At 71.5% G+C, this 17813-nt stretch carries 15 protein-coding genes; 9 read left to right on the plus strand and 6 right to left on the minus strand.

Annotated elements, in window-relative coordinates; all coding sequences use genetic code 11:
- Nucleotides 1-178: 178 nt before the first annotated feature.
- Entirely contained in the window at nucleotides 179-754 is a 576-nt protein-coding gene (locus ACWIGI_RS18610) for a TetR/AcrR family transcriptional regulator (RefSeq protein ID WP_454203627.1), read from the minus strand.
- 88 nt (nucleotides 755-842) lie between these two features.
- Between ACWIGI_RS18610 and ACWIGI_RS18615 the strand changes: the two genes are divergently transcribed.
- A complete protein-coding gene (locus ACWIGI_RS18615; RefSeq protein WP_454203628.1) occupies nucleotides 843-1271 on the plus strand; it encodes a DUF4267 domain-containing protein in 429 nt (142 codons plus the stop codon).
- Between the two features lie 76 nt (nucleotides 1272-1347).
- On the plus strand, nucleotides 1348-1566 hold the full coding sequence (locus tag ACWIGI_RS18620; RefSeq protein WP_454203629.1) for a DUF4287 domain-containing protein: 219 nt from the start codon (nucleotides 1348-1350) through the stop codon (nucleotides 1564-1566).
- A gap of 167 nt (nucleotides 1567-1733) precedes the next feature.
- Here ACWIGI_RS18620 and ACWIGI_RS18625 read toward each other — a convergent pair whose 3' ends face one another.
- The 3 genes from ACWIGI_RS18625 to rfbD form a co-directional block, all read right to left on the minus strand.
- The gene (locus ACWIGI_RS18625) at nucleotides 1734-2825 is read right to left on the minus strand and encodes a sugar phosphate nucleotidyltransferase (RefSeq protein WP_454203673.1); all 1092 of its coding nucleotides are present in this window, start codon (nucleotides 2823-2825) and stop codon (nucleotides 1734-1736) included.
- 75 nt (nucleotides 2826-2900) lie between these two features.
- Nucleotides 2901-3815, minus strand: coding sequence for a glycosyltransferase family 2 protein (locus ACWIGI_RS18630; RefSeq protein ID WP_454203630.1), 915 nt, complete (start codon nucleotides 3813-3815; stop codon nucleotides 2901-2903).
- An 11-nt stretch (nucleotides 3816-3826) separates the two neighbouring features.
- Nucleotides 3827-4720, minus strand: coding sequence for a dTDP-4-dehydrorhamnose reductase (gene rfbD, locus ACWIGI_RS18635; RefSeq protein ID WP_454203674.1), 894 nt, complete (start codon nucleotides 4718-4720; stop codon nucleotides 3827-3829).
- Between the two features lie 274 nt (nucleotides 4721-4994).
- Between rfbD and ACWIGI_RS18640 the strand changes: the two genes are divergently transcribed.
- From ACWIGI_RS18640 to ACWIGI_RS18650, 3 genes are all read left to right on the plus strand, one after another.
- Complete coding sequence (locus ACWIGI_RS18640) at nucleotides 4995-6452, plus strand: LCP family protein (protein WP_454203675.1); 1458 nt, start codon at nucleotides 4995-4997, stop codon at nucleotides 6450-6452.
- A complete protein-coding gene (locus tag ACWIGI_RS18645) occupies nucleotides 6440-7156 on the plus strand; it encodes a TIGR03089 family protein (RefSeq protein WP_454203631.1) in 717 nt (238 codons plus the stop codon). The genes ACWIGI_RS18640 and ACWIGI_RS18645 overlap by 13 nt, the downstream gene beginning before the upstream one ends.
- A 101-nt stretch (nucleotides 7157-7257) precedes the next feature.
- Complete coding sequence (locus tag ACWIGI_RS18650; protein ID WP_454203632.1) at nucleotides 7258-8553, plus strand: cytochrome P450; 1296 nt, start codon at nucleotides 7258-7260, stop codon at nucleotides 8551-8553.
- 13 nt (nucleotides 8554-8566) lie between these two features.
- On the opposite strand, the gene ACWIGI_RS18655 is transcribed toward ACWIGI_RS18650, so the two are convergent.
- Nucleotides 8567-10129: a carboxylesterase/lipase family protein gene (locus tag ACWIGI_RS18655; protein WP_454203633.1), complete on the minus strand. Its 1563-nt coding sequence runs from the start codon at nucleotides 10127-10129 to the stop codon at nucleotides 8567-8569.
- Between ACWIGI_RS18655 and ACWIGI_RS18660 the strand changes: the two genes are divergently transcribed.
- Nucleotides 10032-10475, plus strand: coding sequence for an FmdB family zinc ribbon protein (locus tag ACWIGI_RS18660; protein ID WP_454203634.1), 444 nt, complete (start codon nucleotides 10032-10034; stop codon nucleotides 10473-10475). The genes ACWIGI_RS18655 and ACWIGI_RS18660 overlap by 98 nt on opposite strands.
- A gap of 26 nt (nucleotides 10476-10501) precedes the next feature.
- Here ACWIGI_RS18660 and ACWIGI_RS18665 read toward each other — a convergent pair whose 3' ends face one another.
- Entirely contained in the window at nucleotides 10502-10795 is a 294-nt protein-coding gene (locus tag ACWIGI_RS18665; protein ID WP_454203635.1) for a SelT/SelW/SelH family protein, read from the minus strand.
- 238 nt (nucleotides 10796-11033) lie between these two features.
- On the opposite strand from ACWIGI_RS18665, the gene ACWIGI_RS18670 reads away from it, so the two are divergent.
- Genes ACWIGI_RS18670 through ACWIGI_RS18680 form a run of 3 tightly spaced genes read left to right on the plus strand, consistent with a single transcriptional unit; the run spans nucleotide 11034 to nucleotide 17790 of the window.
- Nucleotides 11034-13973: a DUF5691 domain-containing protein gene (locus tag ACWIGI_RS18670; RefSeq protein ID WP_454203636.1), complete on the plus strand. Its 2940-nt coding sequence runs from the start codon at nucleotides 11034-11036 to the stop codon at nucleotides 13971-13973.
- Nucleotides 13970-15082 (plus strand): ATP-binding protein, encoded by a 1113-nt coding sequence (locus tag ACWIGI_RS18675; protein WP_454203637.1) that lies wholly within the window; start codon nucleotides 13970-13972, stop codon nucleotides 15080-15082. Before ACWIGI_RS18670 ends, ACWIGI_RS18675 begins: the two co-directional genes overlap by 4 nt.
- Nucleotides 15082-17790 (plus strand): DUF5682 family protein, encoded by a 2709-nt coding sequence (locus ACWIGI_RS18680; RefSeq protein ID WP_454203638.1) that lies wholly within the window; start codon nucleotides 15082-15084, stop codon nucleotides 17788-17790. Before ACWIGI_RS18675 ends, ACWIGI_RS18680 begins: the two co-directional genes overlap by 1 nt.
- The last annotated feature ends 23 nt before the right edge of the window (nucleotides 17791-17813 follow it).

A 17813-nucleotide genomic window follows, 5' to 3' on the forward strand; every position in this document is an offset into this window, starting at 1 on the left:
TGAATCGCATGATTCACGCGCGGCCGCACCGGTGCTGTGCCGCTTCGCGTTCCGCGTACGGGCGGGCCGACGCCGCTATGTGACGGCCGGGCCCGCCTCGGCGCGGTGCCAGCGCAATTCGATCGGTGCGTCACCGGGCCACGGCTCGACCCGCACCGGACAGCCCGTGCCGAGTGGGTCAGCTCCCGATCCATTCGGCAGTAAGGATTTCCAGACGCTCGGCACGAAAGTCCGGCCGCAGTCGGCCACCTCGATCCAGCGTGGCCAGTCCGTGCAGCGCACTCCAGGCGACCTCGGTGAAGGTCTCCACATCGTGCGGCGGCGCGAAGGGCGCGAAGGTGAGCAGTAGTTCCATGAAGCACTCCTTGAGCACCTCCCCCGCGTCGGGCCCGAACTTCAGCTCGGTGCGCAGCAGGAACATGGCGTCGTACAGCGCCGAGCTCTCGCGGGCGAAGGTCAGGTAGCCCTCGGCGACCAGGGTCAGCGCCTGTTCCGGGGTCTCGGCGCCGGTGCGCAGTTCCCGGGTCGCCACCGCGAGTTCGGCGAACCCCTGTTCGGCCACCGCGGTGACGATGGCGTCCTTGCCCGCGAAGTGGCTGTACAGCACGGGCTGGCTGTATTCGATGGCCTCGGCCAGTTTGCGCACGGTGACCGCGTCCCAGCCCTGGGTCTCGGCCAGTTCGCGGGCGGTGTCGACGATGCGCTTCTCCCGTTCGGCCCGTTCGCGTTCACGACGGCTCTGAGATGCGTTCATGAGCAGAATTCTAGCACCGCTAGACAATCTATCCATGCGAATGCTAGCGTTGCTATATCAACAAGCGACGCTAGAACCGGAGATCGACATGACCCTGCACCGCATCAACACCGCCCTCACCCTCGCCGGCGTGGCGTTCATCCTCTACATCGGTCTCAACTACCTGCTCACCCCCGAAACCTTCGCCGCCGGCTTCGGCCTGCCGGAATGGCCGACCGGCGACGCGGTCGCGTTCATGAACCTGAAGGGCGTGCGCGACACCGCCTTCGGCGTGGCGATCCTGGCCCTGCTGGCCTTCCGGCAGCGCTTCGCACTGGGCATCACGATGCTGGCCACCACCCTCGTCCCGCTCGGCGACATGATCACCGTGCTGAGCTACGACGGCTCGACCTCCGCCGCGTTCGGCATCCACGGCTTCACGGCCGCCCTCGTCGCCCTCACCGGCGCCCTGCTGATCCGCGAACACCGCGCGGCCACGGCCGCGACCGCACGCATCCCCGCCGCGGCCGCAGCGTGATGCCGATCACACGGCGATGAATTCGGCCCGGCCCGCCCGTCATGATCGGCAACACCCCCCGACAAGGAGCGACACCATGGCGACCACCAAGCCCCACGGCCCGGCCTCGTACTTCCCCTCCATCGAGACCAAGTACGGCCGCACCGTCGACGAGTGGTTCGCCCTCATGTCCGCCTCCGGCCACACCGGCCAGAAGGACCTGGTCAACTGGCTCAAGACCGACCACGAGATGGGCCACGGGCACGCCACCGCCCTCGCCCAGTTCCACCTGAACCCGGGCAAGTGGGAACGCTGAGAAACTCCCTCTACGACGAAAAGGCCGCTCCCCCAAGGGGAGCGGCCTTTCGCGTGTACTCCGATGGTGCGTTGACCCGCGCGGGCGAACACCGTTGCCACCGCGCGGCGAACCGGCCCGCACGCGAGAGTGCTACTCGCCCGGCCCGACTGCCCGGGCGGGAATCCCTAGACGTCGGTCGAGAAGCGGATGCCGCCGTCGGGAATCTCGACGCCGGGCCAGACGCGCGCGCCGCGTAATAGTTCGCAGCGCGCGCCGACGACCGCGCCGTCGCCGATGACCGCGTCGCGGACCAGGGCGCGGGGGCCGATCTTGGCGCCGAAGCCGATGATCGAGCGTTCCACGGTCGCACCGGCTTCCACGCACGCGCCGTCGAACAGGACCGCGCCGTCCAGGCGGGCGCCCGCGCCCACCTCCGCGCCGCGGCCGACGACCGTGCCGCCGATCAGCAGCGCGCCCGGCGCGACGCCCGCGCCGGCGTGCACGAGCGACTCGCCGCGCTGGCCGGGCAGGGCCGGGGACGGCGCGATGCCGCGGACCAGATCCGCGGAACCGCGCACGAAGTCCTCGGGGGTGCCCATGTCGCGCCAGTACGAGGTGTCCACGTGACCCTGGATGTGCGCGCCCTCGGCGAGCAGGGACGGGAAGGTCTCACGCTCGACCGAGACCGGGCGCCCGGCCGGGATCTTCTCGATGTACTCGCGGCGGAACACGTAGCAGCCCGCGTTGATCTGGTCGGTCGGCGGATCCTGGGTCTTCTCCAGGAACGCGGTGACGCGGCCGTTCTCGTCGGTGGGCACGCAGCCGAACGCGCGCGGATCGCTCACCCGCACCAGGTGCAGGGTGACATCGGCATTGGACTCGTGATGGGTGTCCAGGATGCCGCCGAGATCGGTACCGCCGAGCACGTCGCCGTTGAACACCATGACGGTGTCCGCGCGCAGCTTGGGCAGCACGTTGCGGATGCCGCCGCCGGTGCCCAGGGCCTCGGCCTCGAAGACGTACTCGAGTTCGAGCCCGAGCGCCGAGCCGTCACCGAAGTGGTCCTCGAACACCTCCGCCTTGTAGGAGGTGCCGAGTACGACGTGGGTGATCCCGGCATCGGCGATGCGGGCCAGCAGATGCTGCAGGAACGGCAGACCGGCCGTCGGCAGCATCGGCTTGGGAGCGGACAGGGTCAGCGGACGCAGGCGGGTGCCCTGGCCGCCGACCAGAATCACCGCATCCGTGGATCCGGCACCATTGCCGCTGTTCACCATGTTCTCCCCTGTGGTCAGGTGTCTATCGAAATTCGCGGGCGCGTGCTCCGGGACCCGCCGGAGCATGCGACCTGCTCAGTGGGCCGAGCCGGCCGCGGCCTCGGCCGCATCGCGTTCACGCAGTGCGGATCGAACCGCAAGCTTGCAGCGGATGGCAAGTCCGGCCTTCAACGCGACCCGCAACGGCGCCTGCCACCAGTGCGGATGCCTGTCCGCCTGGAAGCGGTAGGCGCTGGCGTGGTGCGCGGGCAGCATGGTCTCGGGGTGCTTACCGGCGGCGTGACCCTTGGCGTGGGTGACCTCGGCGGTCGGCACGAAGACATTGTGCCAGCCCGCCTTGCCCATGCGGTCACCGAAGTCGACATCCTCCATGTACATGAAGTAGCGGGAGTCGAAACCGTCGATGGAGTCGAAGGCGGCGCGGCGGACCAGCAGGCACGAGCCCGAGAGCCAGCCGACGGTGCGCTCGGAGATCTGCTCGTTCTCCTGGCGGTAGCGGCGGGTCCAGGGGTTCGTGGGCCAGACGGTGCCGAGGATGGCGTGGCCCGCGCCGTCGAGCAGTCCGGGGACCGAGCGCGCGGAGGGGTAGAGGCTGCCGTCCGGCTCGAGCACCTTGGGCCCGAGCGCACCCGCGCGCGGCCAGCGCCGGGCCGCGGCCAGCAGTTCGTCGATGGAGTCGGTGCCCCAGCGAATGTCCGGGTTCACGATGGCGATGAATTCGATGTCCGGGTCGATCTCGGCGACCGCGCGATTGATCGCGCCGCCGTAGCCGAGGTTGCCGCCGGTGCGCAGCAGCCGCACGTGGCTGTTGGCTTCGGCGATCAGCTCCGGCACCCCGTCCACCGAGCCGTTGTCGGCGAGGATCACCTGGGGCTTCTCGCCGGTGGCGGTGGCTAGCGTGCTGATGAAGTGCTGCAGGTGCTCACCGGGCGAGTAGGTCACCGTGACGACGGCCAGTACTGGCGGTCCGACAGAATCCGAGGGGCTCACGGACGCCCAGCCTAGTCGGAGATGGCGGCCAGTGCGTCGCCCAGTGCCAGTCGCCATTCCCGCAGGGGCGCGAGCCCGGCCGATGCCCAGGCCGTGCCCGAAAGGACCGAATATGCCGGGCGCGGAGCGGGTCTCGGGAAATCGGCGGTGCCGCAGGGGCGCACGCGTTCGGGGTCGGCGCCCAGACCCGCGAAGACGGCCCGCGCGAGCTCGAACCAGCTGGCCTGTCCGGCATTGCCCGCGTGCAGGATTCGCGGGATGACGGATTCGTCGGGATCGGCGCTCAGCCGGCCCGCCAGCTCCAGCAGGCCCGCTGCCAGATCCGGTGCGTAGGTGGGTGATCCGATCTGGTCCGCGACCACGTTCACGGTGTCGCGTTCGCGCTCGAGCCGCCGCATGGTCGCGACGAAATCGCCGTCCGTGCCGGTGTAGACCCACGCGGTGCGCACGACGCGGGCGCGCGGATCCAGCTCCAGCACCGCCTGTTCGCCGGCGAGCTTGGAGCGGCCGTAGACGGTGCCGGGTCCGGTCGGGTCGCCGGGCTCGTAGGGACGATTCGCGGTGCCGGGGAAGACGTAGTCGGTGGAGATGTGCACCAGCCGCGCGCCGATGTCCGCGCACGCGGCGGCGAGGACCGCGGGCCCGGTGGCGTTGCCCGCGAAGGCGGCGTCGACATCGGTCTCGGCCAGATCCACCGCGGTGTAGGCGGCGCAGTTGACGACGATGTCGCCCGGATTCAGTACCGCGCGTACGGCATCGGCGTCGGTGATGTCGAGTTCGGCGCGGCCGTAGCCGCGGGCGCCGGGCGCGTGCCGGAGCAGGGCGCGGCCCAACTGTCCCCGCGCACCGGTCACCACGAGCCGCTCGGTGATGGGTGTCACGGCGGGGGAAGTCACGGCGGTCAGTGTGACACGGGCGGCGGCGGGTTTCGCGCACACCCGTAGCTACCTGCGCGAATGTCCGGCTCTCGCGCGCGCGGGCGCGAGTGGGCAACACGACTCACGGAGCGCGAGCTACACGGACATGTCCGGCGGCGCGTCTAGCCTGCATTCGGGGGCACTCCACAGACATCACCCCGGCAGCGAGCGCGGTCGGCCGAGTACTGGAAGAGGGAGCAAGGGGTTGTCGCAGACCAGGAGAGCATCCGCACCGCTACCCTCTCGCCCGGCCGGGCCCCGGGTGCACGGCGGCCGGGATCGGACGCATCCCCTGCGGCTTCTGTCGGCGGCGGCCGCGATCGTCGTGCTGGTGGTGACGGGACTGGGCTGGCGCAGTGTGGATCAGCTCGTTTCCAGCATCGAGCGGATCGGCGACCTGGGCCTGGGCGGGGGCAAGGACGGCGCGGTCGACATTCTCATGGTCGGCATCGACTCGCGCACGGACGCGCACGGCAATCCGCTGTCCGATGACGAGCGGGCGATGTTGCACGCGGGCGACGAGATCGGGCTCAACACCGACACGATCGTGCTGATCCGCGTGCCCAACGACGGCCGATCGGCCACGGCCATCTCGATTCCGCGCGATTCGTACGTGGACATTCCGGGGCTGGGCATGGGAAAGATCAACTCCGCGTACGGCGTGACCAAGCTGACCGAGCAGCAGAAGCGGCTGGACAAGGGCGAATCGGCGTCCGAGGCCGACAGCGAGTCCACCCTGGCCGGGCGGCAGGCCCTCATCAAATCCGTTGCCACGCTGACCGGTATCACCGTCGATCACTACGCCGAAGTCGGCCTGCTGGGCTTCGTCCTGCTCACCGACGCGGTGGGCGGGGTCGACGTCTGCCTGAACAACGCGGTGTACGAGCCGCTTTCGGGCGCGGACTTCACCGCCGGGGAGCAGAAGCTCACGGGCCCCGAGGCGTTGAGCTTCGTGCGCCAGCGGCACGAGCTGCCGCGCGGGGATCTGGACCGCATCGTGCGCCAGCAGGTGTACATGGCGCAGCTCGTGCACCAGGTGGTCAGCGCCAAGACCCTGACCAATCCGGGCCGGCTGAGCGATCTGAGCAAGGCGGTCGGGCGCACCGTGGTGCTGGACGATAATTGGGATGTGCTGGCGTTCCTGACGCAACTGCAGGATCTGTCGGGCGGACAGGTGAAGTTCGAGACCATCCCGGTCAAGGATCTCAACGGCTGGACCGACAACGGTGAATCGGTCGTGCGCGTGGATCCGACCGCCGTGCAGAAGTACGTGGCGCGCACCATCGGCGGCGGTTCCGCGGACGACTTCCAGGACACCGGCGGCGTCGATCCCGCCACCGTGGTCGCCGACGTGTACAACGCCAGCGGCACCGGCGGTCTGGCCGCGGTTGCCGCACAGGCGCTGGCGGGCAAGGGTTTCCGCACCGGCACGGTGGACAACTGGATCGGCGGGCCGGTGCAGAGCAGCCGGGTCCTGGCGAACAGCGGCGGCGATCCCCGGGCCCGCGCGGTCGCGCAGGCGCTGGGCGGATTGCCGGTCTACGCCGAGGCCGGATTGGCGGAGGGCTCGGTCCGCGTGGTGCTCGCGGGTGACTACTCTGGTCCGGGTTCGACGACCGGCACCGGGATCGATTTCACGATCGGTACCACCCCCATGACGCCGGTTCCGCCAGCTCCACCCATCGATGCCGGTAAGAACGGACCGAAATGCGTCAACTGAACGAGACCCTCACCGACGCGGTACTCGACCCCATCCTGGCCCGCGATCCCGCGGGTCCGCGCATCACCCACTACGACGACGCGACCGGCGCGCGCATCGAGCTCTCGGCGCTCACACTCGCCAACTGGGCGGCCAAGACCGCCAACATGATTCGCGACGAGTTCGGCCTGTCCCCGGGGTCCCGGGTAGCGGTCCTGCTGCCCGCGCACTGGCAGACCGCGGCGGTGCTGCTGGGATGCTGGTGGGCCGGCGCGGAGGTCGTGCTGACCGCCGACCCGGACGCCGAGCTGGCGCTGGTGACCGCCGATCGCATCGACGAGGCCGGGGACATCCCGGAGATCGCGGCGCTGTCGCTGGATCCCATGGGCATGCCGGTCCGGGATCTGCCCGTCGGGATCACCGACTACGCGACGTCGGTGCGCGTGCACGGTGATCAGTTCCGGCCCGGGGACAGCGGCTGCGCGCTCGACGGGCTCTCGGTCTCGGAGGTGCTGGAGCAGGCCCGCAGGTCCGCGCAGCGGCAGGGGTTCACCGCCGAGGATCGCGTGCTGTCGAGTACGCCGTGGGAAACCCCGGCCGAATTGATCGACGGCTTCGTGGCGGTCCTGGCCGCGGGGGCGTCGTTGGTGCAGGTCAGCCATCCGGATCCGGCCGCCCTGGAACGCCGCGTGACGTCGGAGAAGGTCACCGCCCGGCGGGCCTGAGTCCTACCCCGGTAGGAGCCCGAATTCCCTCTCCGGGATCTTTTTCACCCCAACCGCTTTCCGTACGGTGAGAGATACCCGAGGAGAGGGGATCAACGATGATGAGCCCGCGATACCGAATGCGGTGGCTGTTCGAGCAGGGCGCCGCGCGCTACATGTTGCGCCTGCAGGCGCGGCGGGGTGATCCCTTCGGCAGACTCTTCGGCAGTCGCGCGGCCATCGCCGATCCCTATCCCTTCATCGAGGACCTGCGCGCCCGCGGGCGACTCGTGCGCAGCCCCTCCGCGCACGCCACCGCGGACTACGAAGTGATCCGGGGTGTGTTGCGGGACAATCGATTCGGCATCTTCGGCCTCGGCAACCTCGACGTACCCCGCAGCCTGCGGGACACCATCCGCTCGGCCAAGCTGCCGCCCAATCCGGTCGAGCCGCCCTCGATGCTGGTCATCGACCCGCCGGACCACACCCGATTGCGCAAGTCCGTCGCCGCCGCCTTCACCCCGCGCGCCACGAGCCGCCTGCGCGAGCGGGTGGAGACGGTGACCCGGGAGCTGCTCGACGCGCTGCCCGAGAACGGTTCCGCCGATCTGATCGGCGATTACGCCCAGCAGATCCCGATCGCGATCATCGCCGAGATGCTGGGGTTCCCGCACGAATCGCGCGACGAGTTCCTCGAATGGGGCGACGCGGCCAGCCCGCTGCTCGACTTCGGCATCTCGTGGAAGACCTGGCGCATCGCGGCCGAAGCCATGATGGACATGGACGCGTACCTCGACCGGCACATCGCCCGGCTCCGCCGGGAACCGGGCGAGGACATTCTGAGCAGCCTGGTGAGCGCCGGCGATCTCGACGACCGCGAACTGAAGGCGACGGCCAGCCTGCTCATGGGCGCGGGCTTCGAGACCACCGTCAATCTCATCGGCAACGGCATCGTGCAGCTGCTGGCCCACCCGGACCAGTTGGCGCTGCTGCGTGCGGATCCCGCGCTGTGGTCGCCCGCGGTCGAGGAGATCCTGCGCTACGACGCACCGGTGCAGACCACCGCGCGGCTCGCGCTGGCGGACGTGGAGATCGGCGGCGTGCGGTTCCACCGGGGCAATGTGGTCGTGATGTCGCTGGCGGGGGCGAACCGGGATCCGAAGGTCTTCGAGAATCCCGCGACCTTCGACATCACGCGCTCGAACGCCCGGGACCACCTGACGTTCTCCAGCGGAATCCATACGTGCCTGGGCGCGAGCCTGGCTCGGATGGAAGGGGTGTACGCGCTGCGAGCACTGTTCGACCGGTTCCCCGAGCTGGCGCTGGCGGGTGAGCCCGAGCGGCGTCCGCTGTTCACCCTGCACGGATACTCGCGGATGCCCGCCCGGCTGGGGCGGCGGGCCGCCGCCGTGGTGTAGCCGCCGCTCCTCCTCAGAAGAACCCGACCACCTGATCTCCCCAGACCGAGTTCCGGTCGTAGTCGGGGTCGTCGACGATGCGATCGGTCGCGTCGATGATCAGCGTGCGGCGGTCCGCGACGTTGTAGGGCGGCCAGTGTTTGGAGCCGTCCAGCGCGGCGGGGACGCTGTGCCGGGCGAAGGCCGTCCAGCGGCGCATGGTGCGGCCGGAAACCTCCTGCGCCGCTTTGCGTCCGCCGAGCCAGAAGGTCGGGTCGCGGTCGAAGGACCCGAAATTGCCGAAGACGTACGGCAATTCGGTGGCGTGCCCGGCGCCGACGCGGGCCGCCTTGAGCATGGGCGTCGCGTGATCGAAGCGGTACATCCAGGTCGGGGAATGCTGGGAGTGCGCGTTGGCGACCCAGTGCGCGGGCATCCGGAAGGCGGCGTCGCCGGACATGGTCAGGGCGCTGCGCGCGGTGCTGAGATCGCCGTAGGCGGAGGCGATTTCGGCGATCCGCTCGGGCGACATGCCGGGGTGCTCGGCGGCCACCCCGCGCAGCATCGCGTTCACCGCGTCGGGGGTGACGGGCATGATCGGCGAGCGGAACAGGCGGAACATGGACGCCTCGTCCTTGTTCGTGCCGATGATCAGCGGCACGCGGTGCGAGCGGCCCTGCTGGAAACGGTCGCTCGGATACGCGGGCAGCACCTCGCCGTCCACCACGGGCGCGGCGGCCAGGCGGCCGGGCTCGCGGGTCGGCACCTCGTCGAGCAGGATTCCGGCGCCGGCGATGATCCGCTCGATGGGCATGTCCAGCAGTTCGGCGCCCTCCCCCGGTTTCACGTCCAGGATCTCCAGGAAGCGCCGGGCCACGCCCGCTGCCCGCTCCTGCCCGAAAACCGTTGTGGCGGGCGGTGACTGCGCGATGGCGCGGTGGAACAGACCCGCCGACAGCGGGGAGGTGAGCAGGGCTGTCACGCAGCCCGCGCCGGAGGATTCACCGAAGACGGTGACGCTGCCCGGGTCACCGCCGAAGGACTCGATGTTGTCGCGCACCCATTCCAGGGCGGCGATCTGATCGCGCAGGCCCAGGTTCGGGGTGAACTCGGGACCGAGGGAGGACAGGTCCAGGAAACCGAGCGATCCCAGCCGGTAGTTCACCCCGACCACGATCACGTCACCGGTCTCGACGAGTCTGCGGCCGTCGTAGATGGCCTGGGCCGCCGTGCCGAGGCAGTACGCGCCGCCGTGCAGCCACACCATGACCGGCCGCGGGTCCTCGCTGGGCGCGGCGGGGGCCCAGATGTTGAGCCAGCAGCAGTCCTCGCCCATGCGCAGGCCCGAGTCCACGGGGACGAAGCCCGCGCTCTGGGGGGCCACCTCGCCGAAGTCGAAGCAGTCGCGCACACCGTCCCAGGGTTCGGGGGGCTGCGGCGGGCGGTACCGATTCGGGCCGCCGGTCGAGGCGGCGTACGGAATGCCCCGCCAGACCGCGATGCCGTCCTGCCGTCGGCCCCGCACCCGGCCGTATTCGGTGACGGCCACCGGTTCGGCCTGCTCGTCCGGCAGCGTCTCGAAGAACGTAGTGTTCATCGCCCACCTCCTCGTACTCCGTAAATCGAGGGTACCGGGGAGATCGACAGCGGTCCGGCCACCGGTGACCGCGCGCCGCCGCCGGACCCCGGGGTCATCGGTGGCCTACGCTGGGCCGGTGCCGAGTTATGCGTACCGCTGCCGCAGCTGCGGGGACAGTTTCGAAGTAACCCGTCCGATGGCCGAGGCGTCCGATCCGGCCGACTGCCCGCTGGGGCATTCGGACACCGTAAAGCTGCTGACCACGTTCGGGACGGTGAGTCGCGGGGGCGGCGGCGCGCTGCCGATCGCACCGGCCGCGCCCGCGGGTGGGGGCGGCTGCTGCGGGGGCGGCGGGTGCTGCTGACCCGCTGAGGCCGCCCCGGCCCGGGGTTACCCGGCGGAGTCGCCGGTGGCCGGCGTGTCCGAGTGGCCGAGGGAGCGGCCGGGGGCGACCCGGTCCCGGACGCGCTGCTTGAGCACGGTGATGTCCGGAAAACCGCCGTCCGCCTTGCGTTCCCAGATCTGTTCGCCGTCCACGGTGATGCGGAAGATCCCGCCGTCGCCGGGTACCAGGGCGACCTCGGACAGGTCGGTCGTGAAGGTGGTGAGCAGTTCCTGGGCCATCCAGCTCGCACGCAGGAGCCATCGGCACTGGGTGCAGTATTCGATCGCTACGCGGGGCATGGGCGAAACCCTACCGGGCGGTGCGCGGGGGTGAGGTCCCGGCGGAATGGCACGGCGCGCGGCGCGTGACTCGTTTCGGGCGCTGTCGGAGCGTGAATTCATCCCGGGGGCACGGTATTTCAGCTATCACGCCCGCAGAATTTCCACGGCCGCGACCGGCGAAATATCGGCAAATACGGCCCCGTGCACTTGTCGGTGCCCTGCGATAGACATGCGGTGAACGAACGAAGGGGGCACGATGACCACCGCCTGGACCGCCGAGCAGATCGCGGCGCTGGCGCCCGACGCGGCGTCGCTCACCGCCGCGCGCAAGCTGCGCGGCAAGTGGAGCGGCAGCGGAGAGCACGGGGGCACGGTGTGGGGCCTGTGCGCGGGCAGCGGCAGCCGCCCGTATCAGACCGTGGTCGACACCTCGGGTCCCGCGTACAAATGCTCGTGCCCGAGCCGGAAATTTCCGTGCAAACACGCACTGTCCCTTTTGCTTTCCTGGTCGGAGGGCAATGTTCCGGCTACCGGCGCGCCCGCCGATTTCGCCGCCGAATGGCTCGCCGGGCGCGCGGCGCGGGAAGCGAAGAAAGCCACGGCCGCCGCGACGCCGCCGGGGGGCGCGGGGCGGGCGGGCGCGGCCGATCAGCGACGGGCGCGGGTGGCGGCCGGCCTGGCCGATCTCGATACCTGGCTCACCGATCAGGTGCGGACCGGCCTGGCCCAGGCCGACCGCTCCCACCTCGCGTTCGACGCCGTCGCCGCGCGCATGGTCGACGCGCAGGCCCCCGGCGTCGCGGTCACGCTGCGCCATCTGCCGCGCGCCGCGACCGGCGCGGACTGGCCCCGGGTGCTGCTGCGCGAATACGCGCGCCTGCACCTGCTGACCGTCGCGCACACCCGCCTGGACGACCTCGATCCGGCACTGCGCGCGAGCGTGCGCACGCACGTGGGCTATCCGGTCCCGGCCGATTCCGTGCACGCCGAGCCCGCCGTCCGCGATCGCTGGCTGGTGCTCGGGCAGCGCGTGACCTCCGACGAAGCGCTGTACACGCGCCGAATCTGGTTGCGGGGCAGGGAGTCCGGCCGCTGGGCGCTGCTCGTGGACCACCATCACGGCAGCCCCAGCTTCCCGCCGGACACCCCGCTGCCCGGCTACGAGGTGGACGCGGACCTGCGCTTCTACCCGGGCGCCGCGCCCCTGCGCGCGCTGTGGGGCACACGGCATTCCACCCCCGAACCCTTCACCACGATTCCGCGGCCACCCGCCGCGCGAACCGGTTCCGTGGCGGCGGATCCGGCGCCCGGCGGACCGGGGGCGCACGAGGCCGCGCCGGGGAGCATCGCCGCGGCGCTGCTCGAGCACGCGGTGGCCGTAGGCGCCGACCCGTTCCTGCGGTCGTGGCCGGTGCTGCTGGCGAGCGTGGTGCCGGTGCGGGAGGACACCGGCTGGTACGTGGTCGAACCCGACGGCGCGGCGGTGCCGATCGCGCCCGGCGACGAGGAACCGTGGAAGCTGCTGGGGTTGTCCGGCGGGCATCCGGTGACCCTGGTCGGGGAATGGTCGGCGGCCGGGGTGATCCCGGTGTCCGCGCTGCACACCGGGGTGGTCACCGATGTGGCTGTCCCGGAGCGCAATTCGGTGGGTCTCACCGCGGCGAGTGATGATCCGGGCCTGGCCGAGCTCGTCTCCACCGCGCTGGTGGGCACGGCGCGGCGGCAGGGCGACGGCGGCGCGCTGCCGGGGCCGGTCGCGGCGCTGAGCGCGCGGCTGACCGGTGAGCCCGCCGCCGCCCTGCTCGACACCATCGCGCTGCAGGACTGTTTCGCGCGGGGCGCGGTCACCGCGGGTGCGGTGAAACAGCCGGACACGGCGCAGGACGACGATCGGCCGCTGCTGCCCCGGGGCGCGGGTGCGCACCTGGCGGAGCTGCTCGGGGAGAACTCGCCGTTCCTGGACGAGTGGTTCGCCGCGGCGGCCGTCCACGACTTCCGGGCACCCGACGAACTGTGCAGCCTGCTGCTGGATCGAGCCAAATCGCTGTCGGCGCACCGGGAATCACTGCTGCGCCTGGCGGGCGCGCGCGGGCGGTGGCTGGCCGCGCAGCACCCGGGCTGGCGGTCGCTGGTACGGGTCCCGGTCGAGGACGAGTCGGTGTGGTCGCACGGTCGGCCCGCCGAGCGGCGACTATGGCTGGCGCAGTTGCGGTCTCGCGACCGGCACGCCGCGCTGGCGGCGCTGGCCGGATCCTGGGGCACCGAATCCGGGCCGGGCCGGGCGGAATTGCTGCTGGTGCTCGCCGACGGGCTCGGGCTCGGCGACGAGGCGATGCTGGAGACCGCGCTCGATGATCGGCGGGCCGAGGTACGGCGCACGGCGGCGGATCTGCTGGCTCGGTTGCCGGATTCCACCTTCGCGGCGCGCATGGCCGAACGGGCGGGCGCGTGGCTGAGTTTCGGGCCGCGACTGCTCCGGCCGGTGCTCACCACCACCGGCCCGGGCGTGCTCGACGACGCCGCGCGCCGGGACGGTGTCGGGGATTCCTACGGCTACACCGCCTATCGCGCGGACGGCGCACCGGATCTGGCCGCTGAATGGCTGCACCGGGTCGTGGCCGGCACCCCGCTGGCGCATTGGGAACGGGTGCTGGGCCCGCCGGAACAGGCGGTGCGGGTGGCCATGTCCCAGGGCATGCGCGGTCCGATGTTCGCGGGCTGGTCCGATGCCACGCTCGCGCAGCGGGATTCGGCGTGGGCCAAGGCGCTGTTCACGGCGTTCGCGGCGCAGGAGGCGGGTGAGTCCGACAGCGAGAAGCTGCGCGAGCTGTTCGCCCTGCAACCGCTGGACGATCAGATCCGGCACCTGCGCCGCCTGGACAGCAGCTGGCTTGCCGAGATCGAATCGCTGCTGCGCGCGGTGCCGCATCCGTGGCCCGCCCCGATGGCCGAGCACGTGCTGCGGCTGCTGCTCGAGCGCGCGCAGTTGTCCGCCGACCGGCCGGGCGCGCCCTCGCTGGTGCCCGGTTCCTATCGCACGCTGTTCCGCGCCTCCTCCGCGCATTTCCCGGTGACGGCCGCCGAGATGGTGGCCGGTATCGCGCGGCGGTGCGGAGATCCCTACTGGGAGCAGGCTTTCGACCAGCTCGCCCATGACCTGATTCACCGTAAGACGATGCTCGAGGAGCTGCAGTGACCACTTCCGACGTTCGAACCACCGACGAGTCCGCGACCCTGCTGCGCCCGCACGCCGAGCAGGCGTTCGCCGACGAACTGGCCGCGCTCGCGGCCGCCGACGATCGCCCGCGCCCGCCGTCGTGGCGGCTCTCGCCGTGGGCCGTCGTCACCTATCTGCTGGGCGGCGCGCTGGCGGACGGCACCGTGATCTCGCCCAAGTACGTGGGCCCGCGCCGGCTGATGGAGGTCGCGGTCTCGACCCTGGCCACCGATCGCGCGCTGCTGCTGATCGGCGTGCCCGGCACCGCCAAGACCTGGGTGTCCGAGCACCTCGCGGCGGCCGTCTCGGGCCGGTCCACCCTGCTGGTGCAGGGCACCTCCGGCACCGCGGAGGAGGCGATTCGCTACGGCTGGAACTACGCCCGGCTGCTCGCGGAGGGTCCGAGCGAGGCGGCGCTGGTGCCCTCGCCCATCATGACCGCGATGCGGGCCGGTTCGATCGCACGGCTCGAGGAGCTCACCCGTATCCCGTCGGACGTGCAGGACGCGCTCATCACCGTGCTGTCGGAGAAGACGCTCCCGGTGCCCGAACTCGGCGCCGAGGTGCAGGCGGCCAAGGGCTTCAACCTCATCGCCACCGCCAACGATCGCGATCGCGGCGTGAACGAGCTGTCCTCCGCGCTGCGCAGGCGCTTCAACACCGTCGTGCTGCCGCTGCCCGCCGGGGAGGACGAGGAGGTCGCGATCGTCACCCGCCGGGTCGAACAGCTCGGCACCGCACTGGAATTGCCCGCCGTGCCCGCGGCCGCCGAGGAGGTGCGCCGGGTGGTGCGCATCTTCCGGGAGCTGCGCTCGGGCATGACGGCCGACGGCCGCACCAAGCTCAAGTCGCCGTCCAGCACGCTGTCGACCGCCGAGGCGATCTCGGTGATCACCAACGGGCTGGCGCTGGCCGCGCACTTCGGGGACGGCGTGCTGCGCGCGGGCGACGTGGCCGGGGCGGTGCTGGGCGCGGTCATCAAGGATCCGGTCGCGGACGGGGTGGTGTGGACCGAGTACCTGGAAGCCGTTGTGCGCCAGCGCCCGGACTGGGCCGACTTCTACCGCGCCGCCCGCGAGGTGAGCTGATGCGCGCCGACGCCGCCGGGCCGGCGGCCGCGGTTCCGGAGTCCGGGTCCGCGGTGGCGGAGGCCGGACCCGGAGATTCCGCCACGCCCGTATCCCCTGCGAAGCAGACGAAGTCGAGTACGTCGGGCGTCACGGTGCGCCCGGAGCCCGAGACCCGGGTGTTCGGGATCCGCCATCACGGGCCGGGTTCGGCGCGGTCACTGCGTTTGGCGCTGAACCGGTTCCGGCCGGACGTGATTCTGATCGAGGGCCCGGCCGACGCCGACCCGCTGCTGGGTTTCGTCGCCGCCGACGGCATGGAGCCCCCGGTCGCGCTGCTCGGCTACCGCCCGGACGAACCGGCCAAGGCCGCGATGTGGCCGTTCGCCGAGTTCTCCCCGGAGTGGCAGGCCATGACCTACGCCGCCGAACACGGTGTGCGCGTGGGATTCTGCGATCTGCCCGCCGCGACCGTGCTGGCCATGGAGCAGGATCCGGTCCCCACCGGCGACCCGCTCGCGCTGCTCGCCGAGGCCGGCGGCTACGACGACGCCGAGCGCTGGTGGGACGCGATCGTCGAATCGGCCACGGACGCCGACATTTTCCCGGCGGTCAACGACGCGATGGCGGCGCTGCGCGAACACGCGGAGCAACTCGGGCCGGACGGCGAGCCCGCGAGCCCCGGCACCGTCGGCGGAACCCCGCCGCTGCCCCCGGGCTCGACCGAAACCGTCACCGCCCCGGGCGTCACCGATTCCGAAGGTGCGACGGCTACCGAAGCCGCGCCACGCTCGGAGGACAGCCCTGCTGCCGCGGGGCGGCTGCCCGGGGAGTCTCACCCCGGCCGACAGGTACAGCCGGACGACACCGATCGGGAAGGTCGGGCCGGTGCAGCGGCCCCTGTCGACGAAGCGGCTACCGATAGCGGCGACAACGACTCCGGCGCAGCGCTGTTCGCCGAGCCGTACGCCGGCGAGTACGGGCAGTCGGCCGATTTCGATCCGAGTGATCCGGCCGCCGTCGCACCGGGGCGCATCGTGCTCGACACGCACACGCTCGTGCGCGAGGCGTACATGCGGCAGGTCATGCGCAAGGCGCTCAAGGACGGGGCGGTGCGGCTGGCCGTGGTGTGCGGGGCGTGGCACGCGCCCGCGCTCGAGGGCAAGCTCGGGCCGGCGGCGGCTGACGCGCGGCTGCTCAAGGGGCTGCCACGGGGGAAGGCGACGCTGACCTGGGTGCCGTGGACGCACTCGCGACTCTCCAGTACCTCGGGGTACGGGGCGGGGATCACCTCGCCGGGGTGGTACCACCATCTGTTCACCGTCACCGAGCAGCCGATCGCGCGGTGGCTGACACGGGTGGCGGGGATGCTGCGCACCCACGATCTGCCGGTGTCGAGCGCGCACATCATCGAGGCGGTGCGCCTCGCCGAGACCCTGGCCACGCTGCGCGAGCGGCCGCTGGCGGGATTGTCCGAGGTCACCGAGGCCACCCGGGCCGTGCTGTGCGACGGCGACGAGGTGATGCAGCGGCTGGTGAGCACCGAACTGGTGGTCGGGGAGGCGCTGGGCGCGGTACCCGAGGGGACGCCGACGGTGCCGTTGGAAGCCGATCTGCGGGCGCGGATCAAGACCCTGCGGATGAAGCAGCAGGCCCTCGAACGGACCGTGGACCTGGATCTGCGGACCGAGCAGGGCCTGGCGAAATCGCGGCTGCTGCACCAGCTCCGGCTGCTGGGGATCGAGTGGGGGCGGCTGACCGACAGCCAGGTGCGGGCCACCGGCACCTTCCGCGAGACGTGGGTACTGCAGTGGCGGCCCGAACTCGCGATCTCGATCGTGGAGGCCGCGCGCTGGGGCACCACGCTGCGCACCGCCGCCGCGGCCAAGATCCTCGACACGGTCGCCGCGCCGGACGCGACGGTCGGACAGGTGGCGAACGCGCTGGAAGCGGCGCTGCTCGCCGACCTGGGCGGGGCCACCGACGGGCTCATCGCGCGCCTGGAAAGCGTTGCGGCACTGGATCACGACGTCACGCACCTGCTGGCGGCACTGCCCGGACTGCTGCGGACGCTGCGCTACGGCGACGTGCGCGGCACCGACGGCGCCGCCCTCACCCGGGTCGCGGACGGCCTGCTGGTGCGGGTGTGCGCGGGACTGCCCAGCGCGGTCACCGGCTTGGACGCCGACTCCGCCGCCGCGCTGCGCGCGCTGATGGACGGTGTGCACCAGGCACTGTCGGCGCGCGACGACGAGTGGGCCACCCGGTCCTGGCTCACCGCCCTGCGCGGGGTGGCCGACCGCGCCGATATCCACGGCGGTCTCATCGGGCGCGCGGTGCGGCTGCTCTGCGACGCCGAGGTGATCGACGCGGCCGAATCGGCGCGCCGGCTCGCGGCCGCGCTGTCGGTGGGCCACGCGGCCGCCGACAAGGCCGCCTGGATCGACGGCTTCCTGGGCGGGCGCGGGCTGCTGCTGGTGCACGACCGAAACCTGCTCTCGCTCATCGACACCTGGCTGTGCACGCTGGACGAGGAGCAGTTCGTGGCCACCCTGCCGCTGCTGCGCCGCACGTTCGGCGGCTTCGATTCCGGTGAGCGCCAGGCCATCGCGCAGGCGGTGCGCCACACGGGCGCCGCCGCGACGCCGGCGGGCGTCACCGACTACGACACCGTCCGCGGTGAACTCGCGCTGAGCGCGGCCGCCACGATCCTCGGGCTCACCGGGTGAGAACGAACAGAACCGGAGTGATG

The organism is Nocardia sp. NPDC055321, from assembly GCF_053645575.1.

Coding starts and splice junctions, on each gene's coding strand:
- ACWIGI_RS18650 (WP_454203632.1), top strand. CDS start 7,258: ATGAGCCCGCGATACCGAATGCGGTGGCTGTTCGAGCAGGGCGCCGCG.
- ACWIGI_RS18625 (WP_454203673.1), bottom strand. CDS start 2,825: ATGGTGAACAGCGGCAATGGTGCCGGATCCACGGATGCGGTGATTCTG.
- ACWIGI_RS18610 (WP_454203627.1), bottom strand. CDS start 754: ATGAACGCATCTCAGAGCCGTCGTGAACGCGAACGGGCCGAACGGGAG.
- ACWIGI_RS18615 (WP_454203628.1), top strand. CDS start 843: ATGACCCTGCACCGCATCAACACCGCCCTCACCCTCGCCGGCGTGGCG.
- ACWIGI_RS18680 (WP_454203638.1), top strand. CDS start 15,082: ATGCGCGCCGACGCCGCCGGGCCGGCGGCCGCGGTTCCGGAGTCCGGG.
- ACWIGI_RS18665 (WP_454203635.1), bottom strand. CDS start 10,795: ATGCCCCGCGTAGCGATCGAATACTGCACCCAGTGCCGATGGCTCCTG.
- ACWIGI_RS18660 (WP_454203634.1), top strand. CDS start 10,032: ATGCCGTCCTGCCGTCGGCCCCGCACCCGGCCGTATTCGGTGACGGCC.
- ACWIGI_RS18670 (WP_454203636.1), top strand. CDS start 11,034: ATGACCACCGCCTGGACCGCCGAGCAGATCGCGGCGCTGGCGCCCGAC.
- ACWIGI_RS18645 (WP_454203631.1), top strand. CDS start 6,440: ATGCGTCAACTGAACGAGACCCTCACCGACGCGGTACTCGACCCCATC.
- ACWIGI_RS18620 (WP_454203629.1), top strand. CDS start 1,348: ATGGCGACCACCAAGCCCCACGGCCCGGCCTCGTACTTCCCCTCCATC.
- ACWIGI_RS18655 (WP_454203633.1), bottom strand. CDS start 10,129: ATGAACACTACGTTCTTCGAGACGCTGCCGGACGAGCAGGCCGAACCG.